Raw genomic sequence first — 17,495 nt, 5'->3', positions numbered from 1 at the left:
ATTAATATGAAAAGTATACCGCATTTATACTTTCAGGAGGGCTAATCCTTTGCAAACAGTTGAAACAAAATCGCCGACAGCATTGAAAAAAGTCCTGGTGATTTTAATATCACTGCTAGCAGTAGCGGTACTGTCGATCGCTACTTTTATCGTTATACCCGGAGAACAAACAATGTTTGCTGGAACAAGACCTGCCAATATCGGGATTCAGTCAGGAAAACTCGCAGCGTGTCCGAGTTCCCCCAACTGCGTCAGCAGCTTCAGTCAAGATGCCGAACACAAAATTGAGCCTTTGGCATACACTTCGTCCCAGAGTGAAGCGATGGTAAAGCTCAAAGGGGCGATCGAGTCCTATGGAAAAACTAAAATTATCACGGCAACTGATAATTACCTGTATGCGGAGTTCACCAGTGCTTTGATGGGGTTTGTTGATGACGTTGAATTTTTGGTAGATGATGAAGCAAAAGTCATCCATGTGCGATCGGCTTCGCGTCTGGGACAGTCGGATTTGGGGGTTAACCGCAGTCGGATAGAAGCTATCAGAACTCAATTCAATCAACTCTGAACTTAAAAGTTCTAGCTTTCGGAAAGCCCCTCTCCTGCAAAATGAGGGGCTTTGATATTTGGGTATTACTATGTAATTTTGATTTTTCACCATTTAGTTAACAATTATTAACAGTACGCACACCGCAAAGGAAAAGGAGTATCCAGCAGGGGGAGTAGGACATAGCAATGCCGTGTCCCTACGGTTGGCTTTGAGTTTTAATACTTGTTATAAAATTGACGATGGTAAAGTTTTACAATCTTTAAAATAGCTGAGCGCGCTAGCACAGAAAAAGAGATGCCGTAGTATTCCTATAGTATTAAACACCCTAAATTATACACTTCTGACTTTAGGGAGAGGGAACTGAACGAATTAATTTCTACTATTAATTTAAGTAGAGCAAAGAGGAAAAAACACATGGCACTTCAAAGATTAGCAGAATTTTATCCTAACTATCAGGAAGAAATCTTTGCTGGAGACGACATCAAGGGATTTGATGTTTATGCTGGCGACTCTGATGAAAAAGTAGGCACGGTTTATGACGCTTTGGTTGATGACACGGGTCGTTTCCGCTATCTGGTAATTGACACCGGTATTTGGATTTTTGGCAAAAAAGTATTGTTGCCGATCGGCTCGGCTCGCTTCGACTACGGAGCCCGTCGCGTCCACGCCACAGGCCTTCGCAACAAAGCTCAAGCAGAACAATTGCCGGCTTACAATGAATTAGAAGCAGTAGATTACGATCGCGAAGAACAGGTAAGAGGCGTCTACCGCAATCAAGGAACTGGCGCTGCCAGCACTGCAACTCCTGCTAGCTACGATCGCAGCAGCTACAACTACGATATCGACCGCCCCCTCTACGAAACCAACGAACAGCAGCACCAAAATCTCAAGCTTTATGAAGAACGCTTGATTGCCAACAAACACCGCGCAAAGACAGGCGAAGTAGCAGTTGGCAAGCGCGTGGAAACTGAAACAGCGCGAGCTTCAGTACCCATTGAAAAAGAACGAGTCGTAATCGATCGAGTAACCCCGGTAGAAGCGGGTCGAGTAGTTTCAGTCGGTGAGGCTGACTTCCAATCAGGGGAAGTTGCACGCATGGAAGTCTACGAAGAAACGGCCGACATTCACAAGGAAGCTTTCGTCCGGGAAGAAGTCAACGTCAGAAAAGAAGTTGTTCGCAGCACGGTTGAGGGCGAAGAAACCTTGCGTCGTGAAGAATTAGACGTTAAGACTGATGGAACTGCGGTTGTAGATAATAAAAATCCAAAGATCTAAACCAACCGCAACAGGTATTGCAGAGGAATTGCGCCTTAATGACATAATTCTGTCACCGCGCAGGTTTGATTGAATTGGTAGCGATCGCGCAATTCCTATGTGAGCGAGGGCGGGGGTACAACACTTGTCTAGTTTTGGCAAAGTTGATGCACTTGCCCCGCCTTTACCAATTTCCCCTTACCACTTCATAATAAAAATCCCTAAGCAGGAAAGTTTAAAAAATGAACGGTCAAGCATCAGCAGAAAAGATAGCAACTGCAAAATCAATAACCCGTCTCAACCGGGTGCCTGAAAAAGTCAGAACTAAGCTAAAAAGTTTTACCGTCAAAGACAACAAAGGTCACTTGGTAGGCAAAATTAAAGATGTCTATTTTGATCCTAAAGGTCAGTTAAACTTTGTGGTGGCCGGGTTAGGGAGTGAAAACCCCCGCACTTTTTTATTAAGTGTTAAGCTGCTAAAAAAAGCCGATTATCACCAAAAAGCGCTGTTTGTAACTATTAATTCGGATCAAGTCGATCTGCTGCCGATAGTTTCGGCAAATGGGGGTCATCCGTATTTAGAAAATGCCTCTGAAACGCATAGTGAATTTAGCAACAGTGAGTTAACCAATCCCTCAACAGATATGTCAAATCTAACAGATGCCGAGCTCACAGATCCAAATTTCGAGACAGATGAGGATGAGGAAAACTTCGATATAGTCGATCAAGAAGTAATTCGCCTGCTAGAAGAACGATTGGTGATCAATCGCAGCAAGCGGAAAGTCGGCGAAGTAATAGTGCGTAAAGAAATTGAAACTCGGATGGTACAAGTACCCATCCAGTGGGAAAAACTGATTGTCGAACAAGTCGGCGACGATCCGAAGGTGTTGGCAGAAATAGATTTAGGTGAGGGAAACATCACCGGTATAGATTTGACGGAGATTAAGAGCGATCGCCAAGAACCGACAGTTAAGGCTGAATTTACCTCTGTGCAGAAAGCTAGCAAGATCTTAAATTCGATCGCCTCTCAACCCCGTCACGGTTGCGTCAAAGTCCGCCTAGAACTCGTCCTCGAAGACAAGCAACTTGAGGATACTTACCAAAAATGGATGACGGAACACCACTCAGAGAGTTAAAATATTCGTCTTTTTTCGTGTAGATTTTAGCTATTAGCGAGAAACTTAAATCAAAGAGCGGACTGTGGCGAGTCGTGCTGGGGAGAAAGTTCACCGCCATCTACTAAGATCAGGTTCGGTAAATTAACCCTAATTTTGGTAGAGGCGGGTTCACCAATATCTATAATATAAACGTGAGATCCCTAAACCCGCCCCGACCGGGATATTTCAATTTTTAGCGATCGACCTCTAGACAAAATTTTACCGACTTGCGGTAAAATTGTGGTGGTCTAATTTAAAAGTATTTGAAAATGCCCAGCACAATCTCCGACATTAAAGTAAAAACGATCGCAGGCGAAGACAAGCAGCTAGGAGAGTACGCTGGCCAGGTACTCTTGATAGTTAATGTAGCTTCCAAATGTGGCTATACACCTCAATACAAAGGACTCGAAGAATTGAGCCAGAAGTACAGCGCGGCTGGACTCCGTGTTTTAGGATTTCCCTGCAACGACTTCGGAGGTCAAGAACCCGGAAGTAATCCAGAAATCGTCAATTTCTGTACTACAAAATACGGTGTCACCTTTGAATTATTTGACAAAGTACGCGCTAAAGGCACTCAGCAGCACCCGCTGTACGCGAAGCTTACGAGTGCAGTAGATCCCAAGGGTGAGGTTTCCTGGAATTTTGAGAAATTCTTAGTTAGCAAACAGGGTGAAGTGGTTGCCCGATTCCGCAGCAGTGTTGGCCCCGATTCACCAGAACTAATCGCTGCTATTGATCGAGAATTGGCAAAATAAGCAGTTCGGCAACTAAGCAGTGTACAGGAGTTAACGGATTTAACGGATGGATGTTTAGGGAAGAGGGAAGAAATTAATAGGCTTTTTTTCTAATAAGTTGAGAGCTAATTTTTTTCTTCGGATCTTCCCCATTGTGTGCAAGCACTCAACCCTGAACAAATACCGATGAATGTATTTAATTGGAGAACAGTTTAATTTAATGGAAAATACATCGGGATTAGATTTAGTGGTAGGTTTACTTGCCTTCGCAATTCTGGCAGGTGGTCTGGCCATGCTATTTGTAGGCATGGCATCGTTTCCTAAAGAAAAATAATACTAATCGATATGATGTGCGATCGCACAACTCGAATAAAAGTTTTGGTAGTGAGGACTGAAGTCTTCCTAGAAATCGGATGGCAGCAGTCCTCACTACCAACTTAAAATGATTATTTTACAGGACACCCTCTGAATAAATCAAACTACATTCAATTCGAACATTCGCAATTGACAATCATGCAAACTACCGAAAACAACGTCAAAATTGCCCTCGCGCCAGGGAATTTGCGCCGCGTTCACCATATCGCTTTAAACGTGCGCGACATGGAAGCTTCCCGCCACTTCTACGGTACAATTCTCGGCCTGCACGAACTAACAGGTGCAGAAATTCCGGCAACTTTAACAGAAATGGTAGCCTCTGGTAAAGTCGCTAATTTCGTTACCCCAGACGGTACTGTTATTGACTTATTTTGGCAGCCCGACTTGGAACCGCCAAACCCAGATCCGGAGAAAGCTTTTACCCGCGCCAACCACTTAGCCTTCGATATTGAGCCGGATTTGTTCGATCGCGCTCTGGAAGTGCTAAAGTCAAATCAAATTGCGATCGATAGCGGCCCCGTCACTCGCGCTACAGGACGCGGCATTTACTTTTACGATCCTGATGGATTTATCATCGAAATCCGTTGTGATGCTGTTTAAACAGCCGCTATCGGGTTCTCGGTAGTCCGGGTGCACCCTACATTTACTCTTGGGATCGCGGTGATTTTTAAACATCCTACCTTTAAAGTTGTTTTATTTTCCGTCTTTGCTAATAGATTGCTTCGGCCAAGTAAACCGAAAAGTTGCTCCCTCACCTTCGGCAGATTCTAGGGAAATACTGCCCCCTTGACCTTCGACAATTTTTTTCACCAGCGACAAACCAATCCCAGTATTTTCAACTTTATCGCGAGCTTCCAAGGTCTGAAAAATCACAAAAACTTTATCGTGATATTGAGGATCAATCCCCGGCCCGTCATCCTCTACAAAAAACTCGTAAAAATCATCTAACTCTTTAACCGATATTTTTACATGACCGGATTCAGCTCGGTTGTGCTTAATTGCGTTGCTAATTAAATTAGAAAAAACCTGCTGTAGCGGCAATTTTTCGGTCACAAAAGTTGGCATTCCTGGTTTAACTTTCACCTCAAATCCAGACGGCGGCGCCAACGAATCAATAATTTCTGCTAATAACTTCTCAACTTTTACCATTTCCGAAGGCACTTCAATGCGTCCGACGCGGGAATATTGCAGCAGTCCTTCAATCAAACCTTCCATCCTGTGAACTCTGCCACGCAGCAGGTTCATTTGGTGCAGAGTATCCTCTGTCATCGAGTCGCTGAGGTCTTCTTCTATCCAACTGCTGAGATTTGCGATCGCCCTCAGCGGCGCTTTCAAATCGTGAGAAACTACATAAGCAAACTGGTCTAATTCTTGATTCCGCTTTTTCAAAACATTCGTCGTTTGAGCCAGATTTTGCGCCGTCAACCTCAATTCTTGAGCGCGCAACCGCAGCGATTCCTCAGCTTGTTTCCGATCTCTAATATCTTCTACCACACCCATCAAAAATTGGCTGCCATCTTGTTCTCGCAGCAGCGAAACCGTCAAGTTTGCCCACACCAACTCTCCGTCTTTGCGGATGTAGCGCTTTTCCAGAGAGAAATTTTCAATTTCTGCTGCTAACAATTGGCGCAAAAGTTCCAGTTCGCTTGCCAAATCTCCAGGCCAAGTAATATCCTGAAATCTTTTCTCCAGCAATTCTTGGCGACTGTAGCCCAAAATTTCGCAAAGTTTTTGATTGACTAACAGAAATTTGCCTTCCACACTCGCTTGAACCATGCCGACTGCCGCCTGCTCAAAAGTAGCGCGAAACCGCTGCGCGCTTTGGGCTAAAGCAATTTCTGAGCGCTTGCGATCGCTAATATCGTTGCTGATTTCCAAAATAGCCACCGGTTGATCTTGCTCGTCATGCTGCAAAGTCCATCGGCTTGCCACCGTTATTTTTGTGCCGTCTTTCTTGGTTCGCACCAATTCTCCTTGCCAAGAACCCTTCTCGAAAAATACTTTTTGTATTACCTCAAAAGGTTGAGTCCATTCTGTTTGTAAAAGCTGGTGAATATTTTTTCCTATTGCTTGCGACTTCCGCCAGCCGTAGAGCCACTTTGCCCCCGAATTCCAATAAGAAATCGCCCCGTTCAAGTCTAGTACCGCGATCGTATCGTTTGCCAAATCCAGAATTTGTGCTTGCTTTCGCAGAGTTTCCTCGGCTTGTTTTCGTCCTCTGGCATCACGGCAAATCGCAATAAACAAGTGTTGATTTGCCAGACGCATTTCGCTGACAGCCAACTCCATCGGAAACTTAGTCCCGTCGTGGCGAAGTCCAACTGTTTCTTGCTGGTAAGTCTTCAGCGTAGTATCTGGATGTAACACAAAATATTCGATCGAATAATCCCCCACGCTGCTGTGCGGTAGCGGTTGAGCTATCAGCCGCCGCAGGTTAGAGCCAATTATTCGATCGGCTTTCTGGCCAAAAATCTTTTCTGCTGCCCTATTAAAAGACTCAATATTTCCCTGTGCGTCCAAAGTAATAATACCGTCAGCCGCATTGTCAACCACAGCTTGAATGCGACTTTTACTTTCTTCCAAGCCAGCTTCCCGCTTCCTCAATTCCTTCTCTAAACTATCAAATAAATACCAGGAAGCCGCTGCCCCCAAACAGCCGGAAAGCAAACCCGCAACTTGCACAAAATTAATGAAATCTACCAACTCCTCTAGTTGCTGATCTACACTTTTCTGGTAGGCTTCGCCGGCATCAGAAAAGGCATTAATTTGTGTACGCAGCTTATCCATGTTCAATTTGCCTTGAGCAAACACCTGAATTCTTTCCTGCGGCTGCATCCTTGTTGCCGAACTGTCCAGCTTATTCAAAGTCTTTTGCAAGAAATTTATTTGCTGTTCGGTACTTTTTTTTATTTCTTCAAATCGCTGAGGTTCCAGTTTGTTTTCTTGAACCAATACCTTAAGTTTAGCCAGCAGCGGAGGCAAACTCTTCTTTGCTTCTAAGTAGGGTGATAAAAATTCGCGGCGCTGCGTCAACCCATAACCCGTAACGCTCGTTTCCGCATCCACCACCATGGTTATCAAGCGGTTAGTTTCCTGAAGTATTGCCTTATTAGTATCTGCTCGCTTTCTTATCTTTATGGCACTATCCCGGAGGCCGGCAATTGCTAGCAGCGAAGCAAACAGAAAAATCATGGGAATAGCAATGATGACTGTTCCCCGCTGGCGAATTGGTCGGTCTGTCCATACAAAGTGGAGGCAGCGATCGAGCAAATACTTCACGGATATTGAAGGAGAAAGTTTGCTGCCAGTATATCGCTTTTTGGCAGTTTAGGCTATGGATAAGTTCGTTTTTTTTATTTGGCGATCGTCGGGGACTAACCGTGGAAACTAGATTAGACCCCTGCGATAGCTACCTGCTGACACTAACAGCAGATTTTTTGGCACGGTGTTTAAACTGAGGCAGGGAGAAAGAAAGGACTTTTTTCGACACCGAGACAGCAGGCGAAGGAGAAAGGATCGTTTCTGCTTTACCTTCGTTTGCGCCTTCGGCTTCTGCTTTTAAACTAGAGTCTGTTTCGCAAGTGTTTGGAACACTTGTAACTACAGTAGTCCACCTGCCTGTAGCCGGATCGCGATAACAAGTAAAAGGATTTATTTTTAGTGGTTGACTGCAAGGTTTAATCATGTAGATGCACTCCTTTGATTCTGAGAAATTGTGCATTGCTTTCAGCAGCAGTGCTATCTCGCCAGTAGAAGCAGTATGAAGGCAAAAAGCAGAATTGTGTTTCTGCGTCCAGAGACTTTTGAAACTTCCTGATTTCCTGTTAACTTTTCCCTTCTACTGCTTCGCGACCATAGCATTACTTTTACCAAATTGCCTTTCTGGAAGCAACCCCCCACCGCCTTAATTAGGTTGAGGTGGGATTTGTAAATGCAGCGAGGCGCCCGATCGTGCCTGCAGGACAATTTTGGGATAATATAGCTATTCTAGGCTGAAAAAAAATGCTACTGTGTGATCGACAACAGAGGTTGATCGCGATCGGTGTCACAATTAAAAACGGAATGGGTAATTGGTAAGGGGGGAATTGGTAATTGGGGAATTATTCCATCTTTTGGCCTACGTTAAATCCGTTAAATCCGGTACACAATTCCTGGCAAAACCCCCACCCGTTAAATCCCTTAAATCCCCTACATTGCTAGTTGCCAAATTTGCTTCTAACTAATATCAACTTCTGCCTTTAAATGAACAGTAAAAGTAGAGCCAACATCCAACTGACTCTCAACAGTGATATCGCCTCCCATCATCTGGCAAAACAAGCGACTAATGGCCAATCCTAAACCGGTGCCGCCGTACTTGCGAGTAGTGGAAGCGTCCCCTTGAATAAAAGGTTCAAACAAACCCTGCTGCTGTTCTGCCGACATTCCAATCCCCGTATCAGATACCTGCAAATAAACCGAATCGCTGCAGCCTGCTGGTTCGCGACTCGCGCTCAACAGCACCGTTCCACCTTCGGTAAACTTCAGGGCATTGGATAGCAAATTAAACAGAATTTGCCGGACTTTAGTCAAATCTGCATACATCACTCCCAAGTTTTCAGAGCAAGAAACCTGCAATTGATTGTGATTTTTTTCTACCAAAGGGTGCAAAGTCGCAACGACTTCTTCTATTAAATTACTGAGGTCAAATTTTTCTAAATAAAGCTCCATCCGACCAGCTTCTATCTTAGAAAGGTCTAGAATATCGTTAATTAAAGTCAGCAAGTGTTTGCCGGCGTTATAAATTTTTTGGGTATCGGGAATGATCTCTTCGAGTCCCGATTCCCGTGCTTCTTCTTGTAGCATTTCGCTGTAACCGATAATTGCGTTGAGCGGCGTCCGCAGCTCGTGGCTCATATTGGCTAAAAAAGTGCTTTTAGCTCTCGAAGCTGCTTCAGCTTTGTGTAAGGCTTCTTGCAAAGCTATTTCGGCTCTTTTGCGCTCGGCAATTTCGATGCGGAGCAGTTTATTGGCGGCGGTGAGTTGAGCGGTGCGCTGATCGACGGTCATTTCTAGCTGCGCTTTGGCTTTGGAGAGTGCTTCCTGAGCCCGCTGGCGCTCAAATCCCTCGATCGCCAGCGCTACCAAATTTGCCAAAGAATCAGCGAAGGTGCGCTCCTCTAGAGCCCACTGGCGGGGCGCGCCGATATGTTCGAGAGAGAGGATGCCCACGATCTGGCCGCCGAGCCTAATTGCTACATTTAATATGGATGAATTAGGCTTGCTGGCATTTGGCAGCACAGCGGAATGTTCGGCTACCGAAGATGAGTGGGACAAATCTGTTTGTAGAGATTTTTGAGTCTTTGTCGTAGGTTCTAAAGCATTGTCCGATCGCAAATTTTCGCCCGGTGCGTCGCCTTCAACATCTAAAATTGATAAATTTAAATCGCTTGCCGATATGGACTCCCGGCTCAAATGATTCTCCTGGGTGCGATCGTACACGTCGAGACAAACTAATTTGAGGTTGGGGATTTTCAACTTAGAATGATTCACCCCCTCGTCTTGCTCTGAGGCAGCGGCCTCTGTATCGAGTGGCTCTGTTTGGTTCTTGGCGAGCACTCTCTCAGTAAAATTTAGCTGGGGCTCGCTGGGGTAGCGAGTTCCAAATCTTCCATGGTTGTAAAGCCAGACGCTCACTTTTTCCACATCCAAAGTGCGGGCTGCAGCTTCGGTAATTTCGCGAATTCCCACATTTAGCGCACCGCTGTTGAGAGTCCTCTGTCTACCTAGCTGCAACAAAGCCAAACTCTGGCGGCGGAGACGCTTTTCGCTCTCTTGAAGGGTTTGTTCTGCTTCCTTGCGCTGGGTGAGGTCGTACAAGGCGCACAATGCCGTCTGCTGGCCGTTAAACACCAGCGACTGAACCGAGATCATCGCCCAGAAAGGGGTGCCGTCTGATTTTTTGCAGTGGAGTTCGTAATTTTGGAGGTATCCGTCTTTAGCAAGTGCCTCCAGTACCTTTGGGCGATCGGCGGGGTTTAAGTAAAAGTCTGGAGTGCTGCAGCCGATCAATTTTTCTAGGGGTATGTTCAGGAGAGAAGCCAATTGAGCGTTCGCATACATAATTAAGCCGTCACAGAGGCGAGAAACTAATATCGGCACGGGAGTTGCCGAGGCGATCGCCCGAAACTGCTCTTCGCTTGAACGCAGCGCCAACTCAGCTTTGCTCAGCAAGTGAGCTTCCATCGTATCTGAATGTTCGGTGGTAGTCTCCAGCAAAAGTTCTAGGTCAACCTTTTCGCGCTTCAAGTTTTCAAGTTCCGCACTCAGCCGCTGAACGTCGAAAAGTAGCTGTTCTGTCGATGGTTCTTCCTGCATAGCAATTGAAAATTGGTAATTTTTAGTCGGTTCTGAAGTTTTTTAGGGTTTTGTGCTAGTTTAACTATGACTTATTCCGATTAACTTCAGCCACCCTCATCCTGGTTCCCGGACTTAGCCGGGATTGATCTTTACCTTTTTCGCTATTATTCCAATTCTAAGTGCAAGGAAGGCATCAGCCTCTGCAAGTTTTTCAGGGATTTTATCTGCCAGGGGATCTGTTTAGAACCTTTGATGGCGATTTGAATATTTTTTTGCTGGCGCACTTTGATCACAAATTTTGAGAAAATATTAATTCCAGAACTATTTAAAAATTCTAGCTTTCGCAAGTCTAGAGTCACCGTGTTTAGGCAGGAGTCAGCCACTTCGTTGAGCAGATCGACGATCGGTGCGTATTCTTCCACCTGGCTGAGTCGGAACGAGCCGCTACAGGTGACTGTTTGCGTAGCCTGATCGTACTCGATCGTGTAATCTTTGGTCTGAATCTCCATACTTTTGTCAGTTGCCGGTTTTGAGTGGTAAAGGGGCTTTGCCTGCGTGAGCGAGGATTGAGCTTCAGGGTAGCACGATCAAAATTCAGCCGTTTGCCGAATGCCGAAGGCCTTTGCGTGTGTAACTTTTATTACATATACTGCCAACTGTACCATTGCCGCAGGGCAGTTAGGAGTTATTTTAGGATTTACCAGTTGTGATACCAGTTGGAAAAAAGAATGCAACTGTTGACTAGCTCCAAACCCTGATAGTCATCAGTCATTGCCAATCTAACATTTCAAATCTTAAATCTCAACTTGTATGAGTTGTGGGGGTTGACGAGACCAACTTTGGCTGAAGTTCAGAGCTATCAAGTCGATTTATTTTCTCAAGTTAGCCTTGACAAAATTCGCAATATGTGAGACATATTTCACATCTGACACTGAAGAGAAGCGGAGAATATTTAATGGCAATTTCAGGAATTACAGAAAAGCTTTTGGCGGCTAAAAAAGCTAAGGGAATTAGTTTTGCAGATTTGGAAAAAGTTTTGGGGCGCGACGAAGTTTGGATTGCCGCGGTTATTTACCGTCAAGCTACCGCATCAGAAGATGAATCCGAGAAAATTGTCTCGGCTTTGGGACTAGATAGCGAGACGGCTGCGGTTCTCTGTGAACCTCCGTTAAAAGGTTCTTTGGAAGCCTCGGTTCCGGTTGACCCTCTGATTTATCGTTTTTATGAAATTCTGCAGGTTTACGGGATGCCAATCAAAGCAGTGATTCACGAAAAATTTGGTGACGGGATTATGAGCGCGATCGACTTTACTTTGGATGTCGAGAAAGAAGCAGACCCAAAAGGCGATCGAGTGAAAATAATTATGTCGGGAAAATTTTTGGAATACAAAAAATGGTAAGCCCGTGCGGCTTTACTTTTAAGTGAGAATTAAAAATTCAAATTTGCTCGAATGACTCATGACTAATGACTAAAGCCTCAAAAGTGTTAACTTAGAAACAGAGATCGCGAAGCTTGACTGGCTTGGGTGTCCGATCGGGAAACCCTTCTAGGGCACAGCTAAGGTCACTCCCGCGGCAACTTCCCCAGTCGAAACAAGCAACCGCAACCGTAAATTAAGAGGCAAATATGTCAAAATATGACTCCCATCTCAGATGCTCCTTTTGCGGCAAGTCGCAAGAGTACGTCCGCAAGTTAATAGCTGGGCCCGGCGTCTACATTTGCGATGAATGCGTGGAACTGTGCAATGAAATTTTAGAGGAGGAGTTCTTTGACTCCAGTAAAACAATTGGTCAACAGATTCCCCAATCAGAGGTGCGAGAGTCTCAGGGACAAGGAACGCGGCGGCCGGGTCGATCGAACAAATCGAAAATTGTTTTAGCTCAAATTCCGAAACCAACAGAGATTAAGCAGCATTTAGACAACCACGTTATCGGCCAGCATTCAGCAAAAAAAGTCCTTTCTGTAGCAGTTTATAACCACTACAAGCGCTTGAGCGTTGACCAAGCTAAAGATAGCGACAAGTCTTCCCCTGACAGCGATGTAGAATTGCAAAAATCCAACATCCTCCTAGTGGGCCCCACAGGTTGTGGCAAAACTTTGTTAGCGCAAAGTTTGGCGCAAATGCTCGAAGTGCCGTTTGCGGTAGCGGATGCGACGACACTGACAGAAGCTGGATATGTGGGCGACGATGTAGAAAATATCTTGCTGCGGCTGTTGCAAATGTCGGATTTTGATGTCGAAGCGGCGCAGCGGGGCATTATTTATATTGATGAAATTGACAAGATTGCTCGCAAAAGCGAAAACACTTCGATCACTAGGGATGTATCAGGAGAAGGAGTCCAGCAAGCGCTGCTAAAAATGTTGGAAGGAACGGTGGTTAACGTGCCCCCGCAAGGTGGCCGCAAACATCCTTACCAAGATTTTATTCAAGTTGACACTAGCAAAATTCTATTTATTTGTGGCGGTGCTTTTGTCGGTTTGGAAAAAATAGTTGAACAGCGTTTGGGTAAAAAATCCTTGGGCTTTATTCAGCCAACAGAAAGCGACAGCAACTCAACTTTGCCGGCGAAAGATAAGCGGGCCGCTGATATTTTGCAGCAGGTACAGCCGGACGATTTAGTCAAGTTTGGTTTGATTCCTGAGTTTGTCGGGCGGATACCGGTGGTGACGGTGATTTCGCCGCTGGATGAAGCAGCTTTGATGCAGATATTGACCGAGCCCCGGAATGCGCTGGTGAAGCAGTATCAAAAGCTGTTGAAGATGGACAGCGTGGAATTGGAATTCCAGCCGGAAGCGCTACGGGCGATCGCCCAGGAAGCCTACCGCCGCAAAACTGGCGCCAGAGCTCTCCGCAGCATTTTAGAGGAGTTAATGCTCGATGTCATGTACGAGTTGCCTTCTCGCAAGGATGTGGCTAACTGTATGATTACTCCTGAGATGGTCGAGAAGCGATCGACTGCTGAATTGCTGTGGCATCCCGCATGGCACAAACAGCACGAAACTGCATAATTTATAGCTTGTAGGGTGCTTGTGGCGCACCCTACAAGCTTGGCAAATTTACTTTATGGCAGCTTAAAAAATGTCAGTCAATGTAGCTAAAGTCAGTAAAAAATCGAGATTGCCAGTATCCAGTTTGCTGCCGAGGATTGCAATTTACAGCGCGCTTGTGGCTGGCATAATAGCGCCATGTTACGATTTTAAACTCGGTACACTATCGATCTTAAGCGATACGAAATCCTCGGAAGCAAAACAATATATTGCTAGCATCAATCGAGCGCAGCAAGCTTACTATGCAAAATACGGTCAATTTAGCGATTCCATTGCAAAATTGGGTCTGGGAATTAAAGAACAGGCAGATAACCATAATTACACGATCGGATCGTCAATGGGGCCAGTTCAAACCTTGCAGAATCAGCGCGAAACGGCACAATTTGAAAGCGCGATCGCGATTGCCAAACCTAATGATATGAGTACCGGGAAATCATACACGGGCGCAGTATTTGCTTTCAAAGAAAAGGATAGCGATATGATAACAACGATTGCTGCCATTTGCGAGAACAATGGGGAGAACCCAACTTATGCAGAAACTTGGAATCCGCCAACTTTTGACGGCAAAGCAATTCACTGCCAGCCCGGAACAACAATGTTAAGGTAAGACCTTGAAACTATTTTGCGCCACTCTTTCACCGTCTAAGTAAAATTCAAACTTCCAATTTCCCGGCTTATCATCCTTTTTAAAATTGTACCAGCACCAAGTATTTAATCGCTCGCCCGTCGTTTTTAAATAAGATTGACTTTGGGCTGCGAATAGTCCTTGAGGGTTGACAACCTTACAATAACTTCTATATTCTCCTTCTCGCAAGTTAGCAGCACTTACAGCAAAATAGACTTTTTTGTTTTGCTTCAAAGACCAAAAATCTCTAGTTTTTGTCGATTCTAGTTCGTCAGTTAACATCACTTGAGTCTGAGGATTTAACTTTGCTTCGTTGATTACTGGTTTGAGATCGACTGCTGTTTGAGGTTCGGGAAATTTCCAGAACAAAGGAATAAAAATAGCAGCAATTGCTGTTAATAATCCGACTGATATCAGTGCGAGTTTTGACTTGTTACGCTGCTGAACTACCTCTAGGGGAATCAAAGCATTGAGGGCAGCATCTGCGGAAGGATAGCGGTGTTTGAAATTAGGTTCCACCATTTTTTGCAGCCACTCAAGAAATTCTGGAGTTAGCTGCGGCAAGCGATGTTTAAAATTTATCCGCCCGGTATCGTCCATCAAACTGCCAACTTCGGTAGAATTGATGCCGATTAGCAAGCAAATTAGCGTCGCGCCGAGACTGTATAAATCCGATGCAACAGTTAGCTGGCGGTTGAACATTTGTTCTGGCGGCATAAAGCCCAAAGTGCCTTTAACAACGCTGCTAGCGGCCACTTCTCCCCCGCCGATTCTAGCAAATCCGAAATCGACAAGGCTGACATTCATCCGGTCATTTACTAAGATATTTTCTGGTTTTAAATCTTTGTGGATGACTGGCGGAATGCGGTTTTGTAGATATTTAAGTATTTCTAAAACAGAAATAGCAATTTGCTTGATTTGTTCGGGATTCCAGCGGCCAGAATTTGCCAAAGAAGGAGCATTTTTGTATTCTTGCACCATGCAGAAACCCGACGCGGTTTGGAAGGAATCTAAATAGCGGGGAATACTGGGATGGTCGAGTTCTCGCAAAATTTGAATTTCTTTTTCGTAAGCTTGATATTCTGACCAATTAGCACCGGTGCGGGCAAATTGAAATTGTTTGATAACAACCGAACATTTTGTATTAATTTCGGTAGCCAGATAGGTAACGCGGCCGCCTGCGCGATTGTGTCCGAGTTCGCGAGTTATTTGATAGCCGTATTTGGAAAAGTCAGGAAAAGCATTCATAGGTAAGTTGTAAGGTTTGTAGTAAGGACTTCAGTCCTGAAAAAGCTTGTAGTCAGCACTTCAGTCCTGAAAAAGTTCGTAGTAAGGACTTCAGTCCTTACTACGAACAAGTTTTTACGGTTTGATTAAATTGGGTTGAGATTTGCGATACTTGGCAATAATTCTTTTTGGTTTAAAAAGAATCAGGTCAATTAACGGAATCGCAGTGACGGCTAGAGATGCCATTGTTGTTCCTCCTACAGCTATCATTTCCATTGGTTCCACCCATTCTAATTGAGTACCTAATTTTAAAAACAGTCGAAATGCTGCTCCCAAGCTAGTACAAAAGCCGGCAGTAAGAAAGGCTATTTTGGCAGCATCTACTTTAAGAACTTTTCTGGTTGTCTGCTCGGAGACTAGATTGTTAGCTATCGGATTGACGAGCGCGTAAGCCAAAGCGGATATCAACATCACGAATGCGATCGGCACAATAATCATAAACCATCCCGCTCCCATCAAGCTACACAATGAAACTAATAAAAATAGCAAAGCCACTACAGCGATAACATTCATTATATTGCCGACCCAAGCTCCCAGTAAAGTTAATGCTATAGGAACAACCACTATAATAATAAACTGATTTATATTACTGTTAGAGAGGGAAGGATTAGTATACGTTAAAGGACTCATCAATAAAACCGAAAATAGAGCTACTATTGCCCCTAAAAATAACGCTCCGAACCAATTAGACTTGTATTTATTGAATTTGGTCGTGCTTGTGATCTCAGCAACTGACACTCCCAATAATACACTCATAAAAATGGTAGTAACAATATAATTCTCGGTATCTTTGTCGTCAAAGAAGTTGGGGCTTGCAATCTGGTGCAGCATAAAACCTGCTAAAATAAAACTGCACATAAAAGCCAGCCTGCTGACAGACAAAGCGTTAGTTCTTTGCGGTACTGGTAGGGCAGATGTGGTGACTTGTAATTCTATTGTATGAGTTTCTGGTTCAGAATTTGCGCGCAAGATGATTTGGCGGTTGTAAGTTTGACTTGCCAGCAATTGGCTCGTATCGACGGCGATTGTGCACTCGATATCATTGCTTTCAAATGCCTGCGGTTCAAAGGAGATCCAAGAGTGGTCGTAGGGCGTGTGGGGCGGATCGTTCGGATGCGGCGCGACTTGCCACCTGCCACAAAGCCTTGTATCGGGAATTGGGTTGCTAATTGCAATAGTTTGTGTTAAGATTTCTCCATATTCAGTAGCAGTGAATTGAATGCGATCGCGCTCAATTCTCACTTTCGGCAAGCTGCTGACATCCAAAGATTCTAGCGCAGTTAAAGCATCCGCAGCCGATGGATATCTGTCTTGCAATCTCGGCGCTACCATCCTTTCCAGCCAATTCATCCAACCTTGCTGCAATGGCGGTACTAAATGCCGGAAATGAATGCCATAATTGGCATCAACTAAATTACCGACATCCGCCGATTTTGTCCCAGTTAACAAACAAATCAGCGTTATCCCCAAGCCGTAAAGGTCGGATGCTTTTGTTAATTTTCGGTTGAACATTTGTTCGGGTGGCATGAATCCCATCGTGCCTTTGACGACGCTGCTAGCCGCGATATTTCCACCTCCTAGCCGAGCAAAACCGAAGTCTACTAAATAAACGTGGAGTTCGTCATCTATTAACAAGTTTTCTGGCTTAATGTCGCGGTGAATTATCGGCGGTTTCTGAGATTGCAGGTCAACTAAAATCTCTAAAGTTGCGATCGCAATTTGCTTGATATCCGGCGGCGAAAAAGTCCGCGCGACAGCAGATTCGGCATTTTTGTATTCCTGCACCATGCAGAAACCGCTGTTAGTTTGAAAAGAATCGAGATAGCGGGGAATGCCCGGGGAATCCAGATTTTGCAAAACTTGAATTTCTTGTTCGTAAGCTTCGTATTCTGTCCAGCTAGCACCTAATTGGGCAAATTGAAATTGCTTAATTACCACTAATTTTTGTTGAGTATTCGTATTTTTCGCTAAGTATGTAACTCGGCCGCCGAGACTGTTGTGTCCGAGTTTTTTTTCAATCTGATAGCCGTGAGTGGAAAAATCGGGGAAGGCGTTCATATAGTTTGTAGTAATGTTCTTGTGGGATGGTCTTCTAGCCCGTCATTAACAGGCAAGATGCCTGTTACACAAAC

General features: G+C 44.7%; 15 protein-coding genes. 9 read left to right on the top strand and 6 right to left on the bottom strand.

Annotated elements, in window-relative coordinates; genetic code table 11:
• Nucleotides 1–49 precede the first annotated feature (49 nt).
• The 6 genes from QUA04_RS01815 (at nt 50) to QUA04_RS01790 (ending at nt 4,667) form a co-directional block, all read left to right on the top strand.
• Entirely contained in the window at nt 50–565 is a 516-nt protein-coding gene (locus QUA04_RS01815; protein WP_333253219.1) for a DUF1499 domain-containing protein, read from the top strand.
• 396 nt (nt 566–961) lie between these two features.
• Nucleotides 962–1,822 (top strand): DUF2382 domain-containing protein, encoded by an 861-nt coding sequence (locus tag QUA04_RS01810; RefSeq protein ID WP_333253217.1) that lies wholly within the window; start codon nt 962–964, stop codon nt 1,820–1,822.
• Between the two features lie 221 nt (nt 1,823–2,043).
• On the top strand, nt 2,044–2,937 hold the full coding sequence (locus tag QUA04_RS01805) for a DUF2382 domain-containing protein (RefSeq protein WP_333253215.1): 894 nt from the start codon (nt 2,044–2,046) through the stop codon (nt 2,935–2,937).
• Nucleotides 2,938–3,227: 290 nt separating this feature from the next.
• Nucleotides 3,228–3,713, top strand: coding sequence for a glutathione peroxidase (locus tag QUA04_RS01800; RefSeq protein ID WP_333246317.1), 486 nt, complete (start codon nt 3,228–3,230; stop codon nt 3,711–3,713).
• A 169-nt stretch (nt 3,714–3,882) separates the two neighbouring features.
• Nucleotides 3,883–4,026 carry a hypothetical protein gene (locus tag QUA04_RS01795; protein ID WP_333253213.1) on the top strand — a complete coding sequence of 48 codons (144 nt, stop codon included), beginning with the start codon at nt 3,883–3,885 and terminating at the stop codon, nt 4,024–4,026.
• Nucleotides 4,027–4,205: 179 nt separating this feature from the next.
• Entirely contained in the window at nt 4,206–4,667 is a 462-nt protein-coding gene (locus QUA04_RS01790; protein ID WP_333253211.1) for a VOC family protein, read from the top strand.
• Between the two features lie 93 nt (nt 4,668–4,760).
• Here QUA04_RS01790 and QUA04_RS01785 read toward each other — a convergent pair whose 3' ends face one another.
• The 4 genes from QUA04_RS01785 to QUA04_RS01770 form a co-directional block, all read right to left on the bottom strand.
• On the bottom strand, nt 4,761–7,346 hold the full coding sequence (locus QUA04_RS01785) for a PAS domain S-box protein (RefSeq protein WP_333253209.1): 2,586 nt from the start codon (nt 7,344–7,346) through the stop codon (nt 4,761–4,763).
• 130 nt (nt 7,347–7,476) lie between these two features.
• Nucleotides 7,477–7,752 (bottom strand): hypothetical protein, encoded by a 276-nt coding sequence (locus tag QUA04_RS01780; RefSeq protein WP_333160461.1) that lies wholly within the window; start codon nt 7,750–7,752, stop codon nt 7,477–7,479.
• 530 nt (nt 7,753–8,282) lie between these two features.
• On the bottom strand, nt 8,283–10,421 hold the full coding sequence (locus QUA04_RS01775; RefSeq protein ID WP_333253207.1) for an ATP-binding protein: 2,139 nt from the start codon (nt 10,419–10,421) through the stop codon (nt 8,283–8,285).
• 146 nt (nt 10,422–10,567) lie between these two features.
• The gene (locus tag QUA04_RS01770) at nt 10,568–10,912 is read right to left on the bottom strand and encodes a slr1659 superfamily regulator (protein ID WP_333253205.1); all 345 of its coding nucleotides are present in this window, start codon (nt 10,910–10,912) and stop codon (nt 10,568–10,570) included.
• Nucleotides 10,913–11,358: 446 nt separating this feature from the next.
• On the opposite strand from QUA04_RS01770, the gene cynS reads away from it, so the two are divergent.
• From cynS to QUA04_RS01755, 3 genes are all read left to right on the top strand, one after another.
• A complete protein-coding gene (cynS, locus tag QUA04_RS01765; protein ID WP_333253202.1) occupies nt 11,359–11,802 on the top strand; it encodes a cyanase in 444 nt (147 codons plus the stop codon).
• A 227-nt stretch (nt 11,803–12,029) separates the two neighbouring features.
• The gene (clpX, locus tag QUA04_RS01760; RefSeq protein ID WP_333105768.1) at nt 12,030–13,412 is read left to right on the top strand and encodes an ATP-dependent protease ATP-binding subunit ClpX; all 1,383 of its coding nucleotides are present in this window, start codon (nt 12,030–12,032) and stop codon (nt 13,410–13,412) included.
• Between the two features lie 70 nt (nt 13,413–13,482).
• Nucleotides 13,483–14,058 carry a type IV pilin-like G/H family protein gene (locus tag QUA04_RS01755; RefSeq protein WP_333253200.1) on the top strand — a complete coding sequence of 192 codons (576 nt, stop codon included), beginning with the start codon at nt 13,483–13,485 and terminating at the stop codon, nt 14,056–14,058.
• Here the strand turns inward: QUA04_RS01755 and QUA04_RS01750 are convergent.
• Entirely contained in the window at nt 14,050–15,324 is a 1,275-nt protein-coding gene (locus QUA04_RS01750) for a serine/threonine-protein kinase (protein ID WP_333253198.1), read from the bottom strand. The genes QUA04_RS01755 and QUA04_RS01750 overlap by 9 nt on opposite strands.
• Before the next feature lie 114 nt (nt 15,325–15,438).
• The gene (locus tag QUA04_RS01745) at nt 15,439–17,421 is read right to left on the bottom strand and encodes a protein kinase domain-containing protein (RefSeq protein WP_333253196.1); all 1,983 of its coding nucleotides are present in this window, start codon (nt 17,419–17,421) and stop codon (nt 15,439–15,441) included.
• Between the last annotated feature and the right edge of the window lie 74 nt (nt 17,422–17,495).

The organism is Microcoleus sp. S13_C5, assembly GCF_036700845.1.
Classification (GTDB): Bacteria; Cyanobacteriota; Cyanobacteriia; order Cyanobacteriales; family Microcoleaceae; genus Microcoleus.
This window is presented reverse-complemented; position numbering and strand designations above follow the sequence as displayed.

What these genes read in the sequence shown, in the direction of transcription:
- QUA04_RS01795 (WP_333253213.1), top strand. Translation starts at nt 3,883, where the DNA reads ATGTATTTAATTGGAGAACAGTTTAATTTAATGGAAAATACATCGGGA.
- QUA04_RS01790 (WP_333253211.1), top strand. Translation starts at nt 4,206, where the DNA reads ATGCAAACTACCGAAAACAACGTCAAAATTGCCCTCGCGCCAGGGAAT.
- clpX (WP_333105768.1), top strand. Translation starts at nt 12,030, where the DNA reads ATGTCAAAATATGACTCCCATCTCAGATGCTCCTTTTGCGGCAAGTCG.
- QUA04_RS01755 (WP_333253200.1), top strand. Translation starts at nt 13,483, where the DNA reads ATGTCAGTCAATGTAGCTAAAGTCAGTAAAAAATCGAGATTGCCAGTA.
- QUA04_RS01745 (WP_333253196.1), bottom strand. Translation starts at nt 17,421, where the DNA reads ATGAACGCCTTCCCCGATTTTTCCACTCACGGCTATCAGATTGAAAAA.
- QUA04_RS01750 (WP_333253198.1), bottom strand. Translation starts at nt 15,324, where the DNA reads ATGAATGCTTTTCCTGACTTTTCCAAATACGGCTATCAAATAACTCGC.
- QUA04_RS01805 (WP_333253215.1), top strand. Translation starts at nt 2,044, where the DNA reads ATGAACGGTCAAGCATCAGCAGAAAAGATAGCAACTGCAAAATCAATA.
- cynS (WP_333253202.1), top strand. Translation starts at nt 11,359, where the DNA reads ATGGCAATTTCAGGAATTACAGAAAAGCTTTTGGCGGCTAAAAAAGCT.
- QUA04_RS01770 (WP_333253205.1), bottom strand. Translation starts at nt 10,912, where the DNA reads ATGGAGATTCAGACCAAAGATTACACGATCGAGTACGATCAGGCTACG.
- QUA04_RS01775 (WP_333253207.1), bottom strand. Translation starts at nt 10,421, where the DNA reads ATGCAGGAAGAACCATCGACAGAACAGCTACTTTTCGACGTTCAGCGG.
- QUA04_RS01780 (WP_333160461.1), bottom strand. Translation starts at nt 7,752, where the DNA reads ATGATTAAACCTTGCAGTCAACCACTAAAAATAAATCCTTTTACTTGT.
- QUA04_RS01800 (WP_333246317.1), top strand. Translation starts at nt 3,228, where the DNA reads ATGCCCAGCACAATCTCCGACATTAAAGTAAAAACGATCGCAGGCGAA.
- QUA04_RS01810 (WP_333253217.1), top strand. Translation starts at nt 962, where the DNA reads ATGGCACTTCAAAGATTAGCAGAATTTTATCCTAACTATCAGGAAGAA.